The sequence below is a fragment of the Pseudobacter sp. genome, assembly GCF_051955275.1.
Lineage (GTDB): Bacteria > Bacteroidota > Bacteroidia > Chitinophagales > Chitinophagaceae > Pseudobacter.
Genome location: NZ_JBQCGW010000161.1, coordinates 1 through 15,579, shown reverse-complemented (window position 1 = coordinate 15,579; position 15,579 = coordinate 1). Strand labels below are relative to the sequence as shown.

15 protein-coding genes are annotated in these 15,579 nt (G+C 49.6%); 9 read left to right on the top strand and 6 right to left on the bottom strand.

Features of this window, described 5'->3' with window-relative positions; all coding sequences use genetic code 11:
* From ACTHMC_RS13800 to ACTHMC_RS13790, 3 genes are all read left to right on the top strand, one after another.
* Nucleotides 1-481, top strand: a 481-nt coding sequence (locus ACTHMC_RS13800) for a RagB/SusD family nutrient uptake outer membrane protein (protein WP_440413828.1), incomplete at its 5' end; no start/stop codon positions are given.
* Nucleotides 482-497: 16 nt separating this feature from the next.
* Nucleotides 498-1,277, top strand: a complete 780-nt coding sequence (locus tag ACTHMC_RS13795; protein ID WP_440413827.1) for a DUF4465 domain-containing protein — start codon at nt 498-500, stop codon at nt 1,275-1,277.
* A gap of 12 nt (nt 1,278-1,289) precedes the next feature.
* Nucleotides 1,290-2,429 carry a thioredoxin family protein gene (locus tag ACTHMC_RS13790; protein WP_440413826.1) on the top strand — a complete coding sequence of 380 codons (1,140 nt, stop codon included), beginning with the start codon at nt 1,290-1,292 and terminating at the stop codon, nt 2,427-2,429.
* 97 nt (nt 2,430-2,526) lie between these two features.
* On the opposite strand, the gene gcvP is transcribed toward ACTHMC_RS13790, so the two are convergent.
* The gene (gene gcvP / locus ACTHMC_RS13785) at nt 2,527-5,418 is read right to left on the bottom strand and encodes an aminomethyl-transferring glycine dehydrogenase (protein ID WP_440413825.1); all 2,892 of its coding nucleotides are present in this window, start codon (nt 5,416-5,418) and stop codon (nt 2,527-2,529) included.
* Between the two features lie 137 nt (nt 5,419-5,555).
* Here gcvP and ACTHMC_RS13780 point away from each other — a divergent pair, with 137 nt between their 5' ends.
* The gene (locus ACTHMC_RS13780; protein ID WP_440413824.1) at nt 5,556-6,392 is read left to right on the top strand and encodes a DUF3667 domain-containing protein; all 837 of its coding nucleotides are present in this window, start codon (nt 5,556-5,558) and stop codon (nt 6,390-6,392) included.
* Here the strand turns inward: ACTHMC_RS13780 and ACTHMC_RS13775 are convergent, their stop codons facing one another.
* Entirely contained in the window at nt 6,393-7,331 is a 939-nt protein-coding gene (locus ACTHMC_RS13775; protein ID WP_440413823.1) for a sterol desaturase family protein, read from the bottom strand.
* A 21-nt stretch (nt 7,332-7,352) separates the two neighbouring features.
* Nucleotides 7,353-8,255, bottom strand: coding sequence for a sterol desaturase family protein (locus ACTHMC_RS13770; RefSeq protein WP_440413821.1), 903 nt, complete (start codon nt 8,253-8,255; stop codon nt 7,353-7,355).
* 95 nt (nt 8,256-8,350) lie between these two features.
* Between ACTHMC_RS13770 and ACTHMC_RS13765 the strand changes: the two genes are divergently transcribed.
* Nucleotides 8,351-8,869, top strand: a complete 519-nt coding sequence (locus ACTHMC_RS13765; RefSeq protein ID WP_440413819.1) for a YkgJ family cysteine cluster protein — start codon at nt 8,351-8,353, stop codon at nt 8,867-8,869.
* A gap of 43 nt (nt 8,870-8,912) precedes the next feature.
* Here the strand turns inward: ACTHMC_RS13765 and ACTHMC_RS13760 are convergent, their stop codons facing one another.
* The 3 genes from ACTHMC_RS13760 to folK all read right to left on the bottom strand — a co-directional run bounded on the left by ACTHMC_RS13760 (nt 8,913) and on the right by folK (nt 11,384).
* Nucleotides 8,913-10,064, bottom strand: a complete 1,152-nt coding sequence (locus ACTHMC_RS13760) for an MFS transporter (protein WP_440413818.1) — start codon at nt 10,062-10,064, stop codon at nt 8,913-8,915.
* A gap of 133 nt (nt 10,065-10,197) precedes the next feature.
* On the bottom strand, nt 10,198-10,830 hold the full coding sequence (locus ACTHMC_RS13755) for a deoxynucleoside kinase (protein WP_440413817.1): 633 nt from the start codon (nt 10,828-10,830) through the stop codon (nt 10,198-10,200).
* A gap of 71 nt (nt 10,831-10,901) precedes the next feature.
* Nucleotides 10,902-11,384, bottom strand: a complete 483-nt coding sequence (gene folK / locus ACTHMC_RS13750; RefSeq protein WP_440413815.1) for a 2-amino-4-hydroxy-6-hydroxymethyldihydropteridine diphosphokinase — start codon at nt 11,382-11,384, stop codon at nt 10,902-10,904.
* 58 nt (nt 11,385-11,442) lie between these two features.
* On the opposite strand from folK, the gene sppA reads away from it, so the two are divergent.
* The 4 genes from sppA to ACTHMC_RS13730 are packed head-to-tail and all read left to right on the top strand — an operon-like array spanning nt 11,443 to nt 15,401.
* A complete protein-coding gene (gene sppA, locus ACTHMC_RS13745; protein WP_440413813.1) occupies nt 11,443-13,191 on the top strand; it encodes a signal peptide peptidase SppA in 1,749 nt (582 codons plus the stop codon).
* Nucleotides 13,192-13,237: 46 nt separating this feature from the next.
* Nucleotides 13,238-14,347: an ABC transporter permease gene (locus ACTHMC_RS13740; protein WP_440413812.1), complete on the top strand. Its 1,110-nt coding sequence runs from the start codon at nt 13,238-13,240 to the stop codon at nt 14,345-14,347.
* A gap of 12 nt (nt 14,348-14,359) precedes the next feature.
* Entirely contained in the window at nt 14,360-14,854 is a 495-nt protein-coding gene (locus tag ACTHMC_RS13735) for a hypothetical protein (protein ID WP_440413811.1), read from the top strand.
* 34 nt (nt 14,855-14,888) lie between these two features.
* A complete protein-coding gene (locus ACTHMC_RS13730; protein WP_440413810.1) occupies nt 14,889-15,401 on the top strand; it encodes a DUF2911 domain-containing protein in 513 nt (170 codons plus the stop codon).
* Nucleotides 15,402-15,579: the final 178 nt, after the last annotated feature.

Genomic DNA, 15,579 nt, shown 5'->3' with positions numbered 1-15,579 from the left:
AAAATCCCCCATCACCAATAACAATACTTTCAAGTGGGCGCCCAAGAAACTGGCCAGGAAGGGCAGGCAGGTAGGCGGTGATAACGATAAATACACCACTTATTTTCTTCGGCTGACCGAGCTGCATTTCCTGCAGGCGGAATTGTTGGAGAAGACCGGCAAGCCGCTGGCGGAGGCGATTGAACCCATCAACGTTGTAAGGAGAAGGTCCAATCTGCTTGATACAACTATTACAGATAAAAGTGAATTCTACCCTTTGTTGTTCAAAGAGCTGTTCAAAGAACTGCATATAGAAAATGAAGCCGACTGGATGGCCAGCCTGCGTTTCATCGACGTGAATACAGGCAAGCCTTTCATCTATTCGTTCAGGAACAACCTGGCACTGGAGCAAGACCGCTTCATTTACCCACTGCCAACATCGGAAATGAAATTCAATAACAAAGTGATCCAGAACCCGGGCTACGAGGCGCTGGTATATTAACCTCAATCATCTGACTATGCGTAAACAATCCCTGTTTCTATATGCGCTGCTGGTACTGCTTGCAGGCTGCAGCAAAAGAAACGACAAATCGGATACAGGCCCTTTCCTGTATCCCACCGATATGTTGTTCGAAGACCTGAAGCTGGAACGCTTCACCCATCTGGTTCCGGACCAGCCGCTGAAGACAGGCCCTGCCACTTTCAATATAGTGAAGAATGGGTCAAACTGGACCGGCTTTGCGCTCTCCAACCGCAACTTCCGCAATTATGTAACGCAGGAAGCCTCGCTCGATTCCACTAAATTCAGTGTGTATTCAGGTACTGCGCCGCACGCAGGCGGCAACTTCCTGGTGGTGCATCCTGGCGGAGATGATGCCATCATCACATTCGACAAACCATTGACCGTTGATAAATTCCTGATTGCGCCCACCACCTTGCTCTACCAGGCCATGATGTATGCGCAGGGTACAACCGTGGCAGGCAAGCCTGTGAAAACATGGGCCGCTGGCACCAGGCTGCTGACCACGGCAAAAAAGGATTATGTGAAAGTGATCATCAAAGGCATGAATGGCACAAAGCCAGCAGGTGAAGTAAATTTCCTGATGGCAGACCGCTGGTCTGATGATCTGAAAAGGAATTTCACGGTGGGCGACTGGCTGCCGGTTTCACTGGAGTCATTAGGTGCTGTTACCAGCCTCACTTTTTATTTCGAGTCTACCGATAAAACAAATGATATCATCAATACACCATCCTACTTCTGTATCGATGGGATCCGGTTCAAAGAAAACATCTATTAATATTACTTGTCTATGAAACAGTTCTTAACAATAAGCCTGCTGATCCTCCTTACCATTAATGCCACGGCGCAGAACCGCAAAGTGGACCTGAAAGAAAACCTGCCATTCAATGAAGTGCTCACCATGGCAAAGCAGCAGAACAAGCTCATCTTCCTGGATTTCGGTTCACTCACCTGTACGCCCTGCATGTACCTGAAGAAGATCATCTTCACGGTTGACAGTGTGGCTGATTTCATCAACGAACGTTTTGTGAGTGTTGATTACAATGTGGGCGCAGAAAAGAAAAGACTCAGCGAGCTGTATGGTGTGGACAGTGAACCTGTATTACTGATCCTGGATCAGAAAGGCAAACTGATGCATCGCATGGTAGGCAAATGTGAAGGCGATGAATTGCTGAAAAGATTCAGGCAGGGCATAGATACGGCCAATAACCTGGCCACACAGGAAAGGAAATATGCGCAGGGTGACCGTGATCCCCGGTTCCTGCTGGCATATCTGGAAACTCTCAGGATAGCACGTTACACCGATAAGATGAATGCACTGGTGAAGTCCGTCCTTTCCGGTCCGCTGGAGCAGCTGAAAGAGAAATTCTACTGGGATCTTTTTGTGAAATACAATGATGATCCGGTGAGCCGTGAAATGCTGTATGTGTTCGATAACAAAGAAGAATTCTACAAGCTCTTCGGTAAATCCATCGTTCAGAATAAGATCGACAGGCATTTTTCTGCGAAGGCGAGTTTCTACATCTTCGGTCACAAGCCTCCATCCAAAGACAGCTCTTTTTACAAGATGCTGAACTATCTCCGGAAAACGGATTACGAGAAAGCATCGGAGTGGCTGGCCTATCTCACGCCGGCAGAATACAAATTCACCAAATGGGAAAATATGGCAAAGGCCATCGACAATTCCATTTCCTTCAATATCCTGAAAGGGAAACAAAGAGAGATGTATATGAAGATGATGGCGGAGCAGATCCTCTGGTATTCAGAAGGCAAGGCCGCGTTGCCTTACGCGCTGAAGTGGATCGATGCGCTGATGCCTGAACTGACCAATCCGGATATGATCAGGTCGGTGGCGGAAACGCGGAAGCGGATCAAGCAAAAGCTGGAAACGAAAACGCCTGTTCCGGCCGGTAACAAATCAAAGACATAATCGAACCGCGGGGACGCGAGCAACTGGGCACTGCGAAAATAAAATGGGGCACTTCAATTGTTATGAAGTGCCCCATTTCTATTCCGGTGCTGAAATATTAGTTCGCTTCAGCTTCTGCGTAAGCAGAAACAGGCTCGCAGGTACAGATCAGGTTCCTGTCGCCATGCGTATTGTTCACCCTGCTTACACTTGGCCAGAACTTGTTCTCGCTCACGTAAGGCAGCGGGAATGCGGCTGTTTCGCGGCTGTAGCTGCGGCTCCAGTCGGAGCTGATCACTACATGCTGTGTATGCGGTGCATTCTTCAGCGGGTTGTCTTTTTTATCGGTCTTTCCTTCTTCGATGCCACGGATCTCTTCGCGGATACTGAGCATAGCATCGCAGAAGCGGTCCAGTTCAGCTTTATCCTCGCTCTCTGTAGGCTCAATCATGATGGTGCCTGGTACAGGGAAGCTGAGGGTAGGAGCGTGGAATCCGTAATCCATCAGACGTTTGGCCACATCTTCCGCTTCAATCTCTGCAGATTTCTTGAAGGGGCGCAGGTCAATGATGAACTCGTGTGCGCAGGTACCGTTGTTACCCAGGTACAGGATCTCGAATTGCTCCTGCAGACGGGCGCGCATATAGTTGGCATTAAGGATCGCATATTCAGTAGCTGCTTTCACACCTGTAACACCCAACATGCGGATATACGCGTAGCTGATGAGCAGGATGGAGGCGGAGCCGAACGGCGCTGCACTCACAGCATGGGTAGCTTCTTTACCGTTCACAATGGAAACGTGACCGGGCAGGTAAGGAGCCAGGTGCGATTTCACGCAGATGGGCCCCATGCCGGGACCACCGCCACCGTGAGGGATGGCAAAGGTTTTGTGGAGGTTGAGGTGACAAACATCAGCGCCGATCAGACCGGGAGCGGTGAGGCCCACCTGAGCGTTCATATTGGCGCCGTCCATATAAACCTGACCACCATGCTCGTGAATGATACTGGTGATCTCTTTCACTGTTTCCTCGTACACACCGTAGGTGCTTGGGTAAGTGATCATGATACCTGCCAGTTCTTTGCTGTACTGGTTGGCTTTTGCTTTCAGGTCAGCTACATCGATATAACCATTTTCCAGTGCTTTCACCACCACCACTTTCATACCGCACATCACTGCGCTGGCAGGGTTGGTACCGTGAGCGGAGATGGGGATCAGCATCACATTGCGATGTCCTTCGCCACGGCTTCTATGCCATTCGCGGATCACCAGCAGACCGGCATACTCGCCCTGGGCGCCGCTGTTGGGTTGCAGGCTGCAGGCGTCGAAGGCAGTGATCTTGCAGAGATAATCGCTCAGTTCAGAAACGATCTGATAATACCCCTGTGTCTGATCAACGGGTGCAAACGGGTGCATCTTTGCCCAGTGGCTCCAGCTGAGCGGGATCATCTCGCTGGCTGCATTCAGTTTCATGGTGCAGCTTCCGAGGGAGATCATGGATGTATTGAGAGAAAGGTCTTTGTTCTCGAGTTGTTTGATGTAACGCATCATCTGTGTTTCGCTGTGGTGCGTGTTGAACACGGGATGCGTGAGGTAGTTGCTGGTACGTGTGAGTGAAGAAGGCAGATGATAGAGGCCCGCATCGTCACTGATGGTGAAACCGGCTACGCTGTGATCATTGGGCTGATCCAGCAGCAGCAGGATGTCCAGCACATCGGAGAGTGTAGTGGTCTCGTCCACTGCAATACCTACCAGGTTGTTGGGATAATAGCGGAAGTTGATCTCTGCGGCTTCTGCTTTGGCGCGGATGGCAGCGGCATCTTTCACTTTGATCACAACGGTATCGAAGAAATTATTGTGAACCACATCGTATCCGTCTGCAGCCAGTTCTTCGCTGAGGGCGTTGGCCAGGATGGTCACGCGTTTGGCGATATTCTTCAGGCCTTCGGGGCCATGGAATACGGCGTACATCGCAGCCATATTGGCCAGCAATGCCTGGGCGGTACAGATATTTGAAGTGGCTTTTTCGCGTTTGATATGCTGTTCCCTGGTCTGGAGGGCCATACGGAGTGCACGGTTGCCCTGTGCATCGATGCTCACACCAATGATACGACCGGGGATGGTACGTTTGAAATCTTCTTTCACTGCAAAGAAAGCAGCGTGTGGTCCACCGAATCCGAGGGGAACACCAAAACGCTGAGCGGATCCGCAGGCAGCGTCAGCGCCCAGCTCTCCGGGAGGAGTGAGCAGGGTAAGGGCCAGCAGGTCGGTTGCCATTACTACATACGCATCGGCTGCATGTACATGGTTGATGAACTGGCGGTAGTCTTCCACAGATCCTTTATCGTTCGGGTACTGAACCAGCGCACCGAAATAAGTATTGTCGATGTTCGCGGTTCTGTAATCTCCTGTCACCACTTCAATGCCTACGGGGGTAGCGCGGGTGATGATCACGTCGATGGTCTGTGGGAAGGTATCCTGATCTACAAAGAATTTAGGACGGGTGATATGATCGTGGTCCCTGTTGAGGGTGTTGAAGAACATGGTCATGGCCTCGGCTGCTGCAGTGCCTTCATCCAGAAGGGACGCATTGGCGATGGGCAGTCCGGTGAGGTCGCTCACCATGGTCTGGAAGTTGAGCAGGCTTTCCAGGCGGCCCTGGCTGATCTCAGCCTGGTAGGGCGTATACTGGGTATACCAACCCGGATTTTCAAAAACATTACGCAGGATCACACTGGGCGTGATGGTGTCATAATATCCCTGACCGATATAGTTCCTGAACACTTTGTTCTTCAAAGAAACCTCTTTGATGTGTTGCAGGTACTCATATTCGCTCATGGAGGGTGGGATACTGAGCTGCTGATTCATACGGATGGAAGAGGGAACGGTCTTGCTGACCAGGCTCTCAAGGCTTGATTCACCTATGGTAGAGAGCATTTGCTTCGTCTCTGCTTCATTGGGCCCGATATGACGGCTGATAAATTCAGCGTTTTGTTGTTCGAACAGATTCATGGTATGTTATTGTATACTTTTTGCGCTAAAAAGAGGTGCAAAGTTACATTGATTAAATCACACTAACAGCTGTTTGTTGGGACGGGTGGATTCATTGGGGAAAAAGGTTTATTTTACGGTTCCTTTAACACTGTCACATGAACCCTGCTATCTGCCTGAATTGTAGTTCAGAGCTGGCGGTCAGCCAGCATTTCTGTGCCAACTGCGGCCAGAAGACCAATACACACCGGATTACTTTCTCCCATCTGTTACACGATTTTTTTCATGCTTTGACCCATGCAGACAAGGGCGTTCTGCACCTATTGAGGGAGCTGACCCTGCGTCCGGGAACCGTGGCCCGGGAATATGTGCGGGGTAAAAGAAAGAAATATTTCAATCCCATTACGTTTTTCCTGCTGGTGATGGTGCTTTTTGTGTTCGCCTCCACCATGCTCCACAAGTCAGTCATGAAGCACGGCCCTGACCCGGCCATCCTGGCCAGTATCCCTACGGCTAAAGGCAGGGCTATTTATACTGCCATCATGACGAGGGCCGGGAACGCCATGTACTTTATGGCCAAGTACGGCAATGTGGTAGGGCTGATAGCCGTGCCCTTCCTGAGCCTGATCACCTGGCTCTCTTTCCGTAGGAAAGGGTACAATTACAGCGAACACCTGACAGCAAATTTCTTCTTCACTTCTTATAACAACCTGGTATTCGCGTTGTTCATTATCCCCCTCGAGATCATATTTTCCGGTCTTCAGGCCAACCAGCTTATTATCCTGATCGGCATGATCTTCCATTCCATTTACCTGGCCTGGGGCCTGAGTGGATTTCTGGAAATGCGGGGTGTGTGGAACCGGGTAAAGGTGTTCCTGGTAGGCATCATGTCTACCTTTCTCTGGATGTTAGTATCCATGACCGCCATGGCCCTGTATATTTACCAGAGCAGGCACTTTTATATGTTCCTGTTAAGAATGGTGGGAATTCAGTAGCTATTTGAGGGGCACAGGTTCTTCCTGCAATAAGTTTGAATTGCAGGTTGCTGCATCTTCTTCAGCGCGCATTTCATCGCTGGTCTGCCGGCTGCCGTCGTGGCTCCATCCCGGAGGACCGAACAGGTAGTACCATTTTTCCCGCCAGGTGATATCGGTGCGGGTGATGTCTTTCCAGATGCTGGTCCATTCATGGAATACCACCGTTACCGGTGTTTCCTTTTTCAGCGGGGAGGTGAGACCGTATTTGATCGGCTGGTATTCTTCCTCAGGCAACTCCGGCTGGAATGTACCGAAGATCTTGTCCCAGATGATCAGGAACATGCCCATATTCTTATCCAGGTATTTCGGATTGCTGGCGTGGTGCACGCGGTGGTGCGAAGGTGTAACCAGGAAATGCTCCAGGAATCCCATTTTTTTAATGAACTCCGTATGTACGAAGATGCCCCAGATCTGGGTGGCCGAATACACGAAAATGATATCCAGCGGCGAAAAGCCCATCAGTGCCAGCGGAATGAAATAGATGAAACGATAGAGAGGCTGGAACACAGATGATCTGAATCCAACGGTGAAGTTGAAGAGATCGGAGGAGTGATGGGTTACATGCACGGCCCAGAATACACGGACTTCATGATCGAAACGGTGCAGCCAGTAGTAGAGGAAATCTTCCAGTAGTACTAACATGAACCAATATACGATAACGTGATCGAAGTTGAAAATATGATGGCGGTAGAAGTAATCGAGTATCACCAGGTAGACGCCGCGGAAAAGCAGGTCCAGCGCCCCATTCATCAGCATTAGGTAGAGGTTCACGCCGGTATCCTTCCATGTATAAGCTTTACGGTGGCGGTAATTGCTTAGCAGGACTTCAGCACCTATAATTAAAAGGTAGATCGGGGTGCTGATGAGGATCAGTAATTGTTCTTTGATGGCTTCCACGGTGCCACAAAAGTAATCAGCTTATTCAATTCTTCCAATCCTTTCACATTCTCTTAATTGATGGCTGGTCCGGCGGCTGCCGTCGTGGCTCCATCCGGGAGCGCGGAAAACATATTGTATTTTTTGTTTCCATGTAATGTCCTTTCGCTTAAGATCGGCCCAGATGCCGCGCCACTCGTGCAATACAAGCGATGGAATGTTTTCATTTTTCAGGGGGGAAGTCAGTCCGTAACGGATAGGTTCGTATTCTTTTGCCGGAAGTTCCTGCTGAAAAGTGCCGAATAATTTATCCCAGATAATGAAGGCAGAACCCATGTTCTTGTCGAGATACCTGATGTTGGAACCATGATGAACCCTGTGATGGGAGGGTGTTACCAGGATAAATTCGAGTATCCCTAAACTTTTGATCTTTTCGGTATGCGTGCAGATGGCCCAGATCTCCAGGATGGAATAGACCAGCAGCACATCGATTGGCTGGAAACCGATGAATGGTAATGGAAGATAAAAGATGAAACGATAAAAAGGTTCCAGCACGGCAGCCCGGAAACCGGTGGTGAAATTGAAATGCGGGCTGGAATGGTGATTCACATGAACGGCCCAGAAGAATCGGCTGGTATGGCTCAGCCGGTGCAGCCAGTAATGAAGGAAGTCAACGGCCAATACCAGGATGATCCAGTAGATCCAGGTATGTGGCAGCGAAAAAAGGGCCCTTGCAAAACAAAAGCTCATTACCGCCAGAGAAACGGCGCGCATCAGCAGGTCCGTTAATCCGCCTAAAATGCTCAGTGTAAAATTATGGACTGTATCTTTCCAGTGGTAGGTACCGGTATGGTGCAGGCTGCTCAGCAGGACCTCGATCCCGATGATGATCACGTAGAATGGTGTGGATACCAGCGTAACGAATTGCTGTTGCAGCGTATTCATACAACGTGATATTCAATTTAAATACCATGTTATGACTAAATAGTCAGTAATTTTGCGGGGCAGTTCATATTAACCAATTTTTAATTTATACCCAGGTGGCGAAACCCCTTTTCGGAAATGGTCATTCAATAGAAGCGCTGGAAAAATTACAGTGGAAGAAGCGTTCCGCTGAGCACCAGAAGCAGTACAAACATTTCCTGAAAATGGCGGATAAGAATAAAGTACTGAAGCAGTTACCTGATCTGCACGAGGAGGCCTTCAGTCAGATCGACTGCCTGCAATGTGCCGCCTGCTGCAAGAATTACTCTCCCCGCTTCAAAACTCCGGATATCAAGCGCATCAGCAAACTGCTCCGGATGAAGGAGAGCGCTTTCATAGATACCTATCTGAAGCTGGATGAAGAAGGTGATTATGTGGTGCGTTCAACGCCCTGCCCTTTTTTAGGCGCCGATAATTATTGCAGTATTTATGATGACCGACCTTCTGATTGTCACCGTTTCCCGTATACGGATGAAGATGTGATCCTCAAACGTCCGCAACTGACGTTGAAGAACTCCGAGTTTTGTCCGGCAGTGTTTGTGGTGATGGAGAAATTGCTGGCTAATGAGAAGTAGCAGAACTGCCCGGCCATAACCAGGTGTGCCCGGCACTGCGTAATTAATAATTGAATTTTCGGAGACTGGGCGCTTTGATCCAGGCGCCGATCACTACCAATACGCTCATAGCGCCGCCGAATACTACAGACGGCTTTATGCCCATGATCCTCGCTGCGAGTCCGCTTTCAAAACTTCCGATCTCATTGGCTGAATTGATGAACATGCTGTTGATGGCAGAAACACGTCCACGCATTTCATCGGGTGTTTTCAATTGCAGGATAGTGCCGCGGATCACCACGCTGATGCCATCCAGCACACCACTGATCAATAGTGCTGCAAAGCTTAGTATGTAGGAGGTTGATAAAGCAAAAGTCATGATGCAGATGCCGAAACCGGCAACTGCGTAGAGTAACGTGAGCCCCTGGTTTTTCTTCAGTGGTTTTAAAGTAAGATAAATGATAACTATCGCGGAACCTATATCCGTAGCGGCATTCAGCCAGCCGAATCCGATAGCGCCTACCTTCAGGATCTCACCGGCAAAGAAAGGGATCATGGCTACTGCGCCACCGAACAGCACAGCAAACAGATCAAGGGCCATCGCCCCCAGCAACTCTTTTGTGCCCATCACATATTTCAGGCCTTCCTTCACACTGTCCCATGTTTTCTGTTCCCTGTTCTTATGTTGTGGCGGTTTGGCCGTGATCAGGAAAGCTGCCGCTGCAGAGATGAGGATGTAGAGAATGATGAGACCGAATGTTTTTGTGTATCCGGCATAAGCAATGAGGAAGCCGGCTGAACCGTGACCCAGTACAGAAGCGCCGAGCCAGGTACCGCTCCGCCAGCTGACTGCGCTGGGCAGAAAAGATTTGGGCACCATCTGCGCCATGATGGAATTGGTGACAGGCCCCAGGAAGGCCCGGATCACACCTGTGCAGAAAATGATAACGTAAATGGAATACTGAATGAAATGTTTACTGAGCGAATCTTCCACAGAAGGAATGGTGATGGTGAGCAGCGCTGCGGCACACAACACATAGAGCAGCACTGTTTTCACCAGCAGGTTTCGGTTGTCAGACCTGTCTACCACATGCCCTGAATAAAGGGAGAGCAATACTGCGGGAACGGCTTCGGACAACCCGATGAAAGCCAGCGCCAGCGGGTCTTTTGTGATGAGATACATCTGCCACCAGACTACGGTAGCGATCATTCTCATGGCCATGGTAAAGAAGAAAACGTTGTATGATGTATAACCGGAACTCTTTCAGCTTAAGGACTGCAAACGGACTTTCCGGACTAAGATCTCCTGCTTCCATTTTACAAAAATAAGCAGGCAGCTGACATTTCCTTTAGGGTAATGTGAAATAATGCTGACCCGGCTCATAATCTTTCTCCAGGGCATCCAGGATCACCTGTACATGTTTTTCATTGCCCAGGAAATCCGCATTGCTGGCATCGATGAAAAGCGTTTTGATATTATGCTGCTTGATGTACTGCGTATAGGTCTGCTGGATATTGAACAGGTAATCGTCCGGGATCTGCTGCTCGTAAGGCCTGTTGCGCCTTTTGATATTTGCCTGCAGTTTCTGCACAGGTGCATGCAGGTAGATGAGCAGGTCGGGCTGCACCAGTTGCTGGTGAATGATCTCGAACAGTTTCTGATAAAGCCTGAACTCTTCCTCCGGCAGGTTCACCTTGGCAAAAAGCAAACATTTGGTGAAGAGATAATCACTGATGGTGATGGTATTGAAGAGATCGCGGGTCTGGATCAGTTCCTTGAGCTGCTTGTACCGCTCCGCCATAAAGAACAGTTCCAGCGGAAATGCATACTGGTTAGGGTTCTCGTAAAATTTGGCAAGGAAGGGATTGTCGGCAAAAGCTTCCAGGATCAGGCGTGCATCATATTTTTTGGCAAGAAGATGGGCCAGGGTTGTTTTACCTGCTCCGATATTGCCCTCGATGGTAATGAAATTGTATTTCATGGATGAAGGGCCAAAATAAAGCAATTGCCCTCACAAAAATGGCCGGTGATGGCGATGTGGAAAAGTAAAGGTTAGTGGAATTTATGTACAGGCAGCGGGTCGGTGCACTCGCTGAGCAGTTGTTGCATATCTTTCTTCAGTACAGGGTGTTGCAGGTGGGGAGACAGTTCCGCAAGCGGTGTCAGCACAAATCTTCGCTGGCTCATGGCCGGATGTGGCACAATCAGTCCGGGCTCGTTGATCACGGCATCCTCATAAAAGATGATATCGATATCGATCGTGCGGGGGCCGTTCTTTTCCAGCCTGGCCCGTCCCATCTCCAACTCCGTACTGAGAATGGTTTGCAGCAGCGGAAGCGGCTCCAGTGAGGTACTGACCAGTAATGCCTGGTTGAGGAAGGCAGCCTGGTCGGTTTTGCCCCAGGCGGCGGTTTCGTAGAGGGAAGATTGTTGCAGAACAGTCCCGATCCTTTGCCCGATCAGCTCAACAGCCTTTTGCAGCTGCCCGGCCCGGTTGCCCATATTGCCGCCTATCAGTAAATACACTTTATTCATATATTGCACTTGCTCAAAGGTCAAATATCAAAGAATTTTGTTTAAAACCCTATTGTAAATGAAGAGCTTTTTCAAAATATTCCTCGCAAGCCTGCTGGCCCTGATCGTGTTCTCGGTGCTGGCGTTCTTTCTGATGATCGGCATGGTGGGCAGCCTGGCTTCTTCAGACAAACCAATGGTTGGCGCCAAAGCCGTGCTGGTGGTTGACCTGGGAGATGCCTACCAGGAGATTGCAGAGGAAAGCCCTTTATCTGAACTGAGTAGTGACGAAAACAAAATACCGGCGCTGTACGACCTGCTCCGCCTGATCCGTCACGCCAAATCAGACTCCTCCGTAAAAGGGATCTACCTCCGTTGCGGCAGCAATGCCAATGGTTTTGCAACGGGCGAGTCCATCCGCGAAGCGCTGGCCGATTTCAAATCCGCCAACAAGTTCGTGATCGCTTACGGAGATGTGATCTCACAAAGCGGTTACCGCGTAGGCAATGTGGCCAGCAAGATCTATTGCAATCCTAAAGGTGGTGTTGACTGGAAAGGTTACGCCATGGAATATATGTTCCTGAAAGGCACACTGGAAAAACTGGATATCCAGCCACAGATCTTTTATGCCGGAAAGTTCAAGAGCGCCACGGAGCCTTTCCGCGAAACAAAAATGACCGAACCCAACCGTCAGCAGAGCTCCGAACTGCTCGATGGACTGTATGCTCATTTTTTACTGCAGACCGCTGAAGCACGCAAGCTGGATACGGCTACACTTCACCGTTATGCCAATGAGAGCCTCATCAAAACGGCCAGCGACGCCTATAATTACAAGCTGGTGGATGGAATGAAGTATGATGATGAAGTGAAGGACGAGATCAAGAACAGGCTCGGTATCGGCAAAGCAGATAAGCTCAATTTCATATCGGTTGCCAAATACGGCAAAGCCGTTGACTACAAACTGAATGGCAAGAGCAAGATCGCAGTGATCTTTGCACAGGGCGATATCATCGATGGCAAGGGAGAACGTGAGTCCATCGGCAGCGAAAGCTACCGCGCACTGGTCCGTAAAGCCAGGCTGGATAAGGATATCAAAGCCATCGTATTCCGCATCAACTCCGGCGGTGGCAGCGCCCTCGCCAGTGAGAATATCTGGCGCGAACTTACCCTGGCTAAGGCCGACAAGCCCGTGATCGTCAGTTTTGGTGATGTGGCTGCATCAGGTGGTTACTACCTGGCCTGCAATGCAGACAGCATCTTTGCACAGCACAATACCATCACCGGTTCCATCGGTGTGTTCACCCTCATTCCCAATATGCAGGGCTTTTTCAACAAGAAGCTGGGCGTAACCTTCGATGGCGTGAAAACTTCTCCCGATGCAGATGCCATGACCGTAAGCAAGCCGCTTACCGAATCTCAGAAACGCTACCTGCAGAATGATGTGGACAGCACTTACTTCGATTTCAAGACCCGCGTTGCCGGAGGCCGCAAGCTGAGCATGGAATATGTTGACAGTATCGGTCAGGGGCGTGTATGGATCGGCAGCAAGGCGCTGGAACTGAAACTGGTTGACCGGCTTGGCGGTCTGGATGACGCCATTGCCTGCGCTGCGCGCATGGCTAAAGTAACTGACTACCGCTTACGCGAATATCCCGATAAACGCAGCCTGATGGATATGATCCTCGGCACCAAAGAAACGGCCCCGCAGGCTGCCATCCGCCAGGAGCTGGGCGAAGACGGGTTCCGCACCTACCAGGCCATCAAAAAAGCAAAGAGCATGACGGGCGTTACCCAGGCGCGAATGCCCTTTGAATTGGTGATACAGTAAAATGATGGTTTTGATTTCAGCGGAAAGCGCTTAGTTTTGCGGCTCTATGTCACAACCATATAGTCAGGTTAAAGCTATGCTGGCTGTTGCAAAAGCCAGCTTCAAAGGCATACTCAAAAGTCCGCAGGCCGTATTTTTCAGTTTATTCTTCCCGATTGTGCTGATCACTATTTTCGGCGCCATAGGTGGGAACAGGGGAGGGATCTCCCTGGATATCGCGTTCACAAAGAACAGTGATACGGCCAATATCATCTACCAGGCAATCAAAGGCGGACAGGTTCCCGGTGTTGAAGTGGAAACCGGTACAGAGGAAGAATTGAGCGATCGCCTGATGAAGGGCAGGGTTGCGGCACTGATAGAAATCAGAAGCCTCGAAAAAGGCGGCAAAGCAAGCTATGATGTGCATCTGACCACCACTTCCGCAGGAATGCGCGACCTGCCTGTATTACAGGGAGTTCTTGAAAATGTGATCAACCGCGTGAACAATATGATCACGCCTTCACCACATACCTACGCTACCATCACCTCCGAAAAAGTAGAAGGCCGTACCTACCGCATGATCGATTTCTACCTCCCTGGTATGCTCGGTTTTTCACTCCTCGGTACAGCCGTATTCGGTGTAGCCTTTGCCTTCTTCAGCTTCCGCGAAACCCTGGTACTGAAAAGGATCTTCAGCACGCCGCTTAAAAAAATGTATTTCGTACTGGGCGAAAGCATCGCCAGGATCGTCTTTCAGCTGATGACCGCCGTGGTGCTGATCGGATTCGGCAAGCTGCTCTATAATTTCACACTGGCCCATGGCTTTGTGACCTTCCTGGAAATGATCTTCCTCTGTTTCCTGGGCGTGGTGGTTTTCATGGGCTTTGGTTATACCATCAGTGGCCTGGCGAAGAACCAGCACGTGATACCCGTATACGCCAACCTGTTCATGTTCCCCCAGTTCTTTTTATCAGGTACTTTCTTCCCCAAGAACCTGCTTCCGGAGTTTTTGCAACCGGTGATCAAGGCCTTACCGCTTACTGCCATGAATGATGCCATGCGTAAGATCTCTTTCGAGGGAGCTCATATATGGGAAGTTGGGGGTGAGATCGGCATCCTCCTGGCATGGTGCGCGGTGGCTTATACACTGGCCGTGAAAACAATCAAATGGGAATAATCCGTTTTTAATATGCGTTTAATAAAATTAGGTGTCATCAGTTTTGTGGTGATCTTCCTTGTGATCTTCCTGTTAAGTTTACTCATTCCTTCCACAGTAAGAGTGAGCCGTGCCACCAATATAGATGCGCCGGTGGACTCCGTTATGGCGCAGATAAGGGATATCAGGAACTGGAAAGGCTGGAATGAAATGCTGAACAATCCTGAATACAGGGATGTAAGCTATACCGAGACTGCCTTTCATTCAGACCAGGTGCAAATCAAAATACAGAGCGCGAAAGCGGACTCCGTACTGACCGACTGGCACCAGCTCAGCGGCCGGGATATTCATTCTGGATTTGCCTGTTTCAACATGAACGGGGTGACCGTTCTGCAATGGTATTTCGATTTCAAACTGAGATGGTACCCCTGGGAGAAAATTGGTAGCATCATTTTTGATAAGCAATTAGGACCGCCCATGGAGAAATCGCTGGGAAACCTGAAAACAATGGTGGAAAAGCAGCCATGAGGGGGTAAATTCATTTTATCAAAAATCATTTGCAATGAAAAAGCTTTTGTTCCTCTCAACAATGTTACTGAGCGCAACCATTCTATTCGCGCAACAGGATAAAGAAAAACGCCCAAGTCCACCAGCCAAAGCTTCCGCTACCATTCAGAGCGGCGCTACGGTGACCATCGATTACAGCCAGCCCTCAGTAAAAGGACGCACCATCGGCAAGGAGATCGCTCCCTATGGCGAGGTATGGCGTACAGGGGCCAACGAGGCTACTGTATTTGAAGTAAGTAAAGATGTTACCATCGATGGAAAGGCATTGCCTGCCGGTAAGTATGGTCTGTTCACCATTCCCGGTGAAAAAGAGTGGGTATTGATCTTCAACAAAACCTGGCAGCAATGGGGTGCTTATAAATACAAGGCTGATGACGATGCCCTGCGCGTGACCGTTAAAGCCGTAAAAGCGCCAACAGCTTCCGAGCGCATGACCTTTACCGTTAGTGATAACGGACAGGTGAACCTGCTCTGGGGTAATGTGTCTGTGCCTTTTGTGGTGAAGTAAAGCTTGTCAACCGAAAAGTATTGAGGCTGTCCAACCGGGCAGCCTTTTTTTGCAGGGTGTGCCCAGTCGCGCGCGGCCCCCCCCACCAAAGGGCACAACGAGCGGAAATATTTATTTTTAAACAAATAAAAATTATGAACAAAAGTATAAAACATCCATATTAAAACTTACTCCCTTT

Coding starts and splice junctions, on each gene's coding strand:
- ACTHMC_RS13770 (WP_440413821.1), bottom strand. CDS start 8,255: ATGAATACGCTGCAACAGCAATTCGTTACGCTGGTATCCACACCATTC.
- ACTHMC_RS13790 (WP_440413826.1), top strand. CDS start 1,290: ATGAAACAGTTCTTAACAATAAGCCTGCTGATCCTCCTTACCATTAAT.
- ACTHMC_RS13730 (WP_440413810.1), top strand. CDS start 14,889: ATGAAAAAGCTTTTGTTCCTCTCAACAATGTTACTGAGCGCAACCATT.
- ACTHMC_RS13760 (WP_440413818.1), bottom strand. CDS start 10,064: ATGAGAATGATCGCTACCGTAGTCTGGTGGCAGATGTATCTCATCACA.
- ACTHMC_RS13795 (WP_440413827.1), top strand. CDS start 498: ATGCGTAAACAATCCCTGTTTCTATATGCGCTGCTGGTACTGCTTGCA.
- ACTHMC_RS13740 (WP_440413812.1), top strand. CDS start 13,238: ATGTCACAACCATATAGTCAGGTTAAAGCTATGCTGGCTGTTGCAAAA.
- sppA (WP_440413813.1), top strand. CDS start 11,443: ATGAAGAGCTTTTTCAAAATATTCCTCGCAAGCCTGCTGGCCCTGATC.
- gcvP (WP_440413825.1), bottom strand. CDS start 5,418: ATGAATCTGTTCGAACAACAAAACGCTGAATTTATCAGCCGTCATATC.
- ACTHMC_RS13735 (WP_440413811.1), top strand. CDS start 14,360: ATGCGTTTAATAAAATTAGGTGTCATCAGTTTTGTGGTGATCTTCCTT.
- ACTHMC_RS13755 (WP_440413817.1), bottom strand. CDS start 10,830: ATGAAATACAATTTCATTACCATCGAGGGCAATATCGGAGCAGGTAAA.
- folK (WP_440413815.1), bottom strand. CDS start 11,384: ATGAATAAAGTGTATTTACTGATAGGCGGCAATATGGGCAACCGGGCC.
- ACTHMC_RS13780 (WP_440413824.1), top strand. CDS start 5,556: ATGAACCCTGCTATCTGCCTGAATTGTAGTTCAGAGCTGGCGGTCAGC.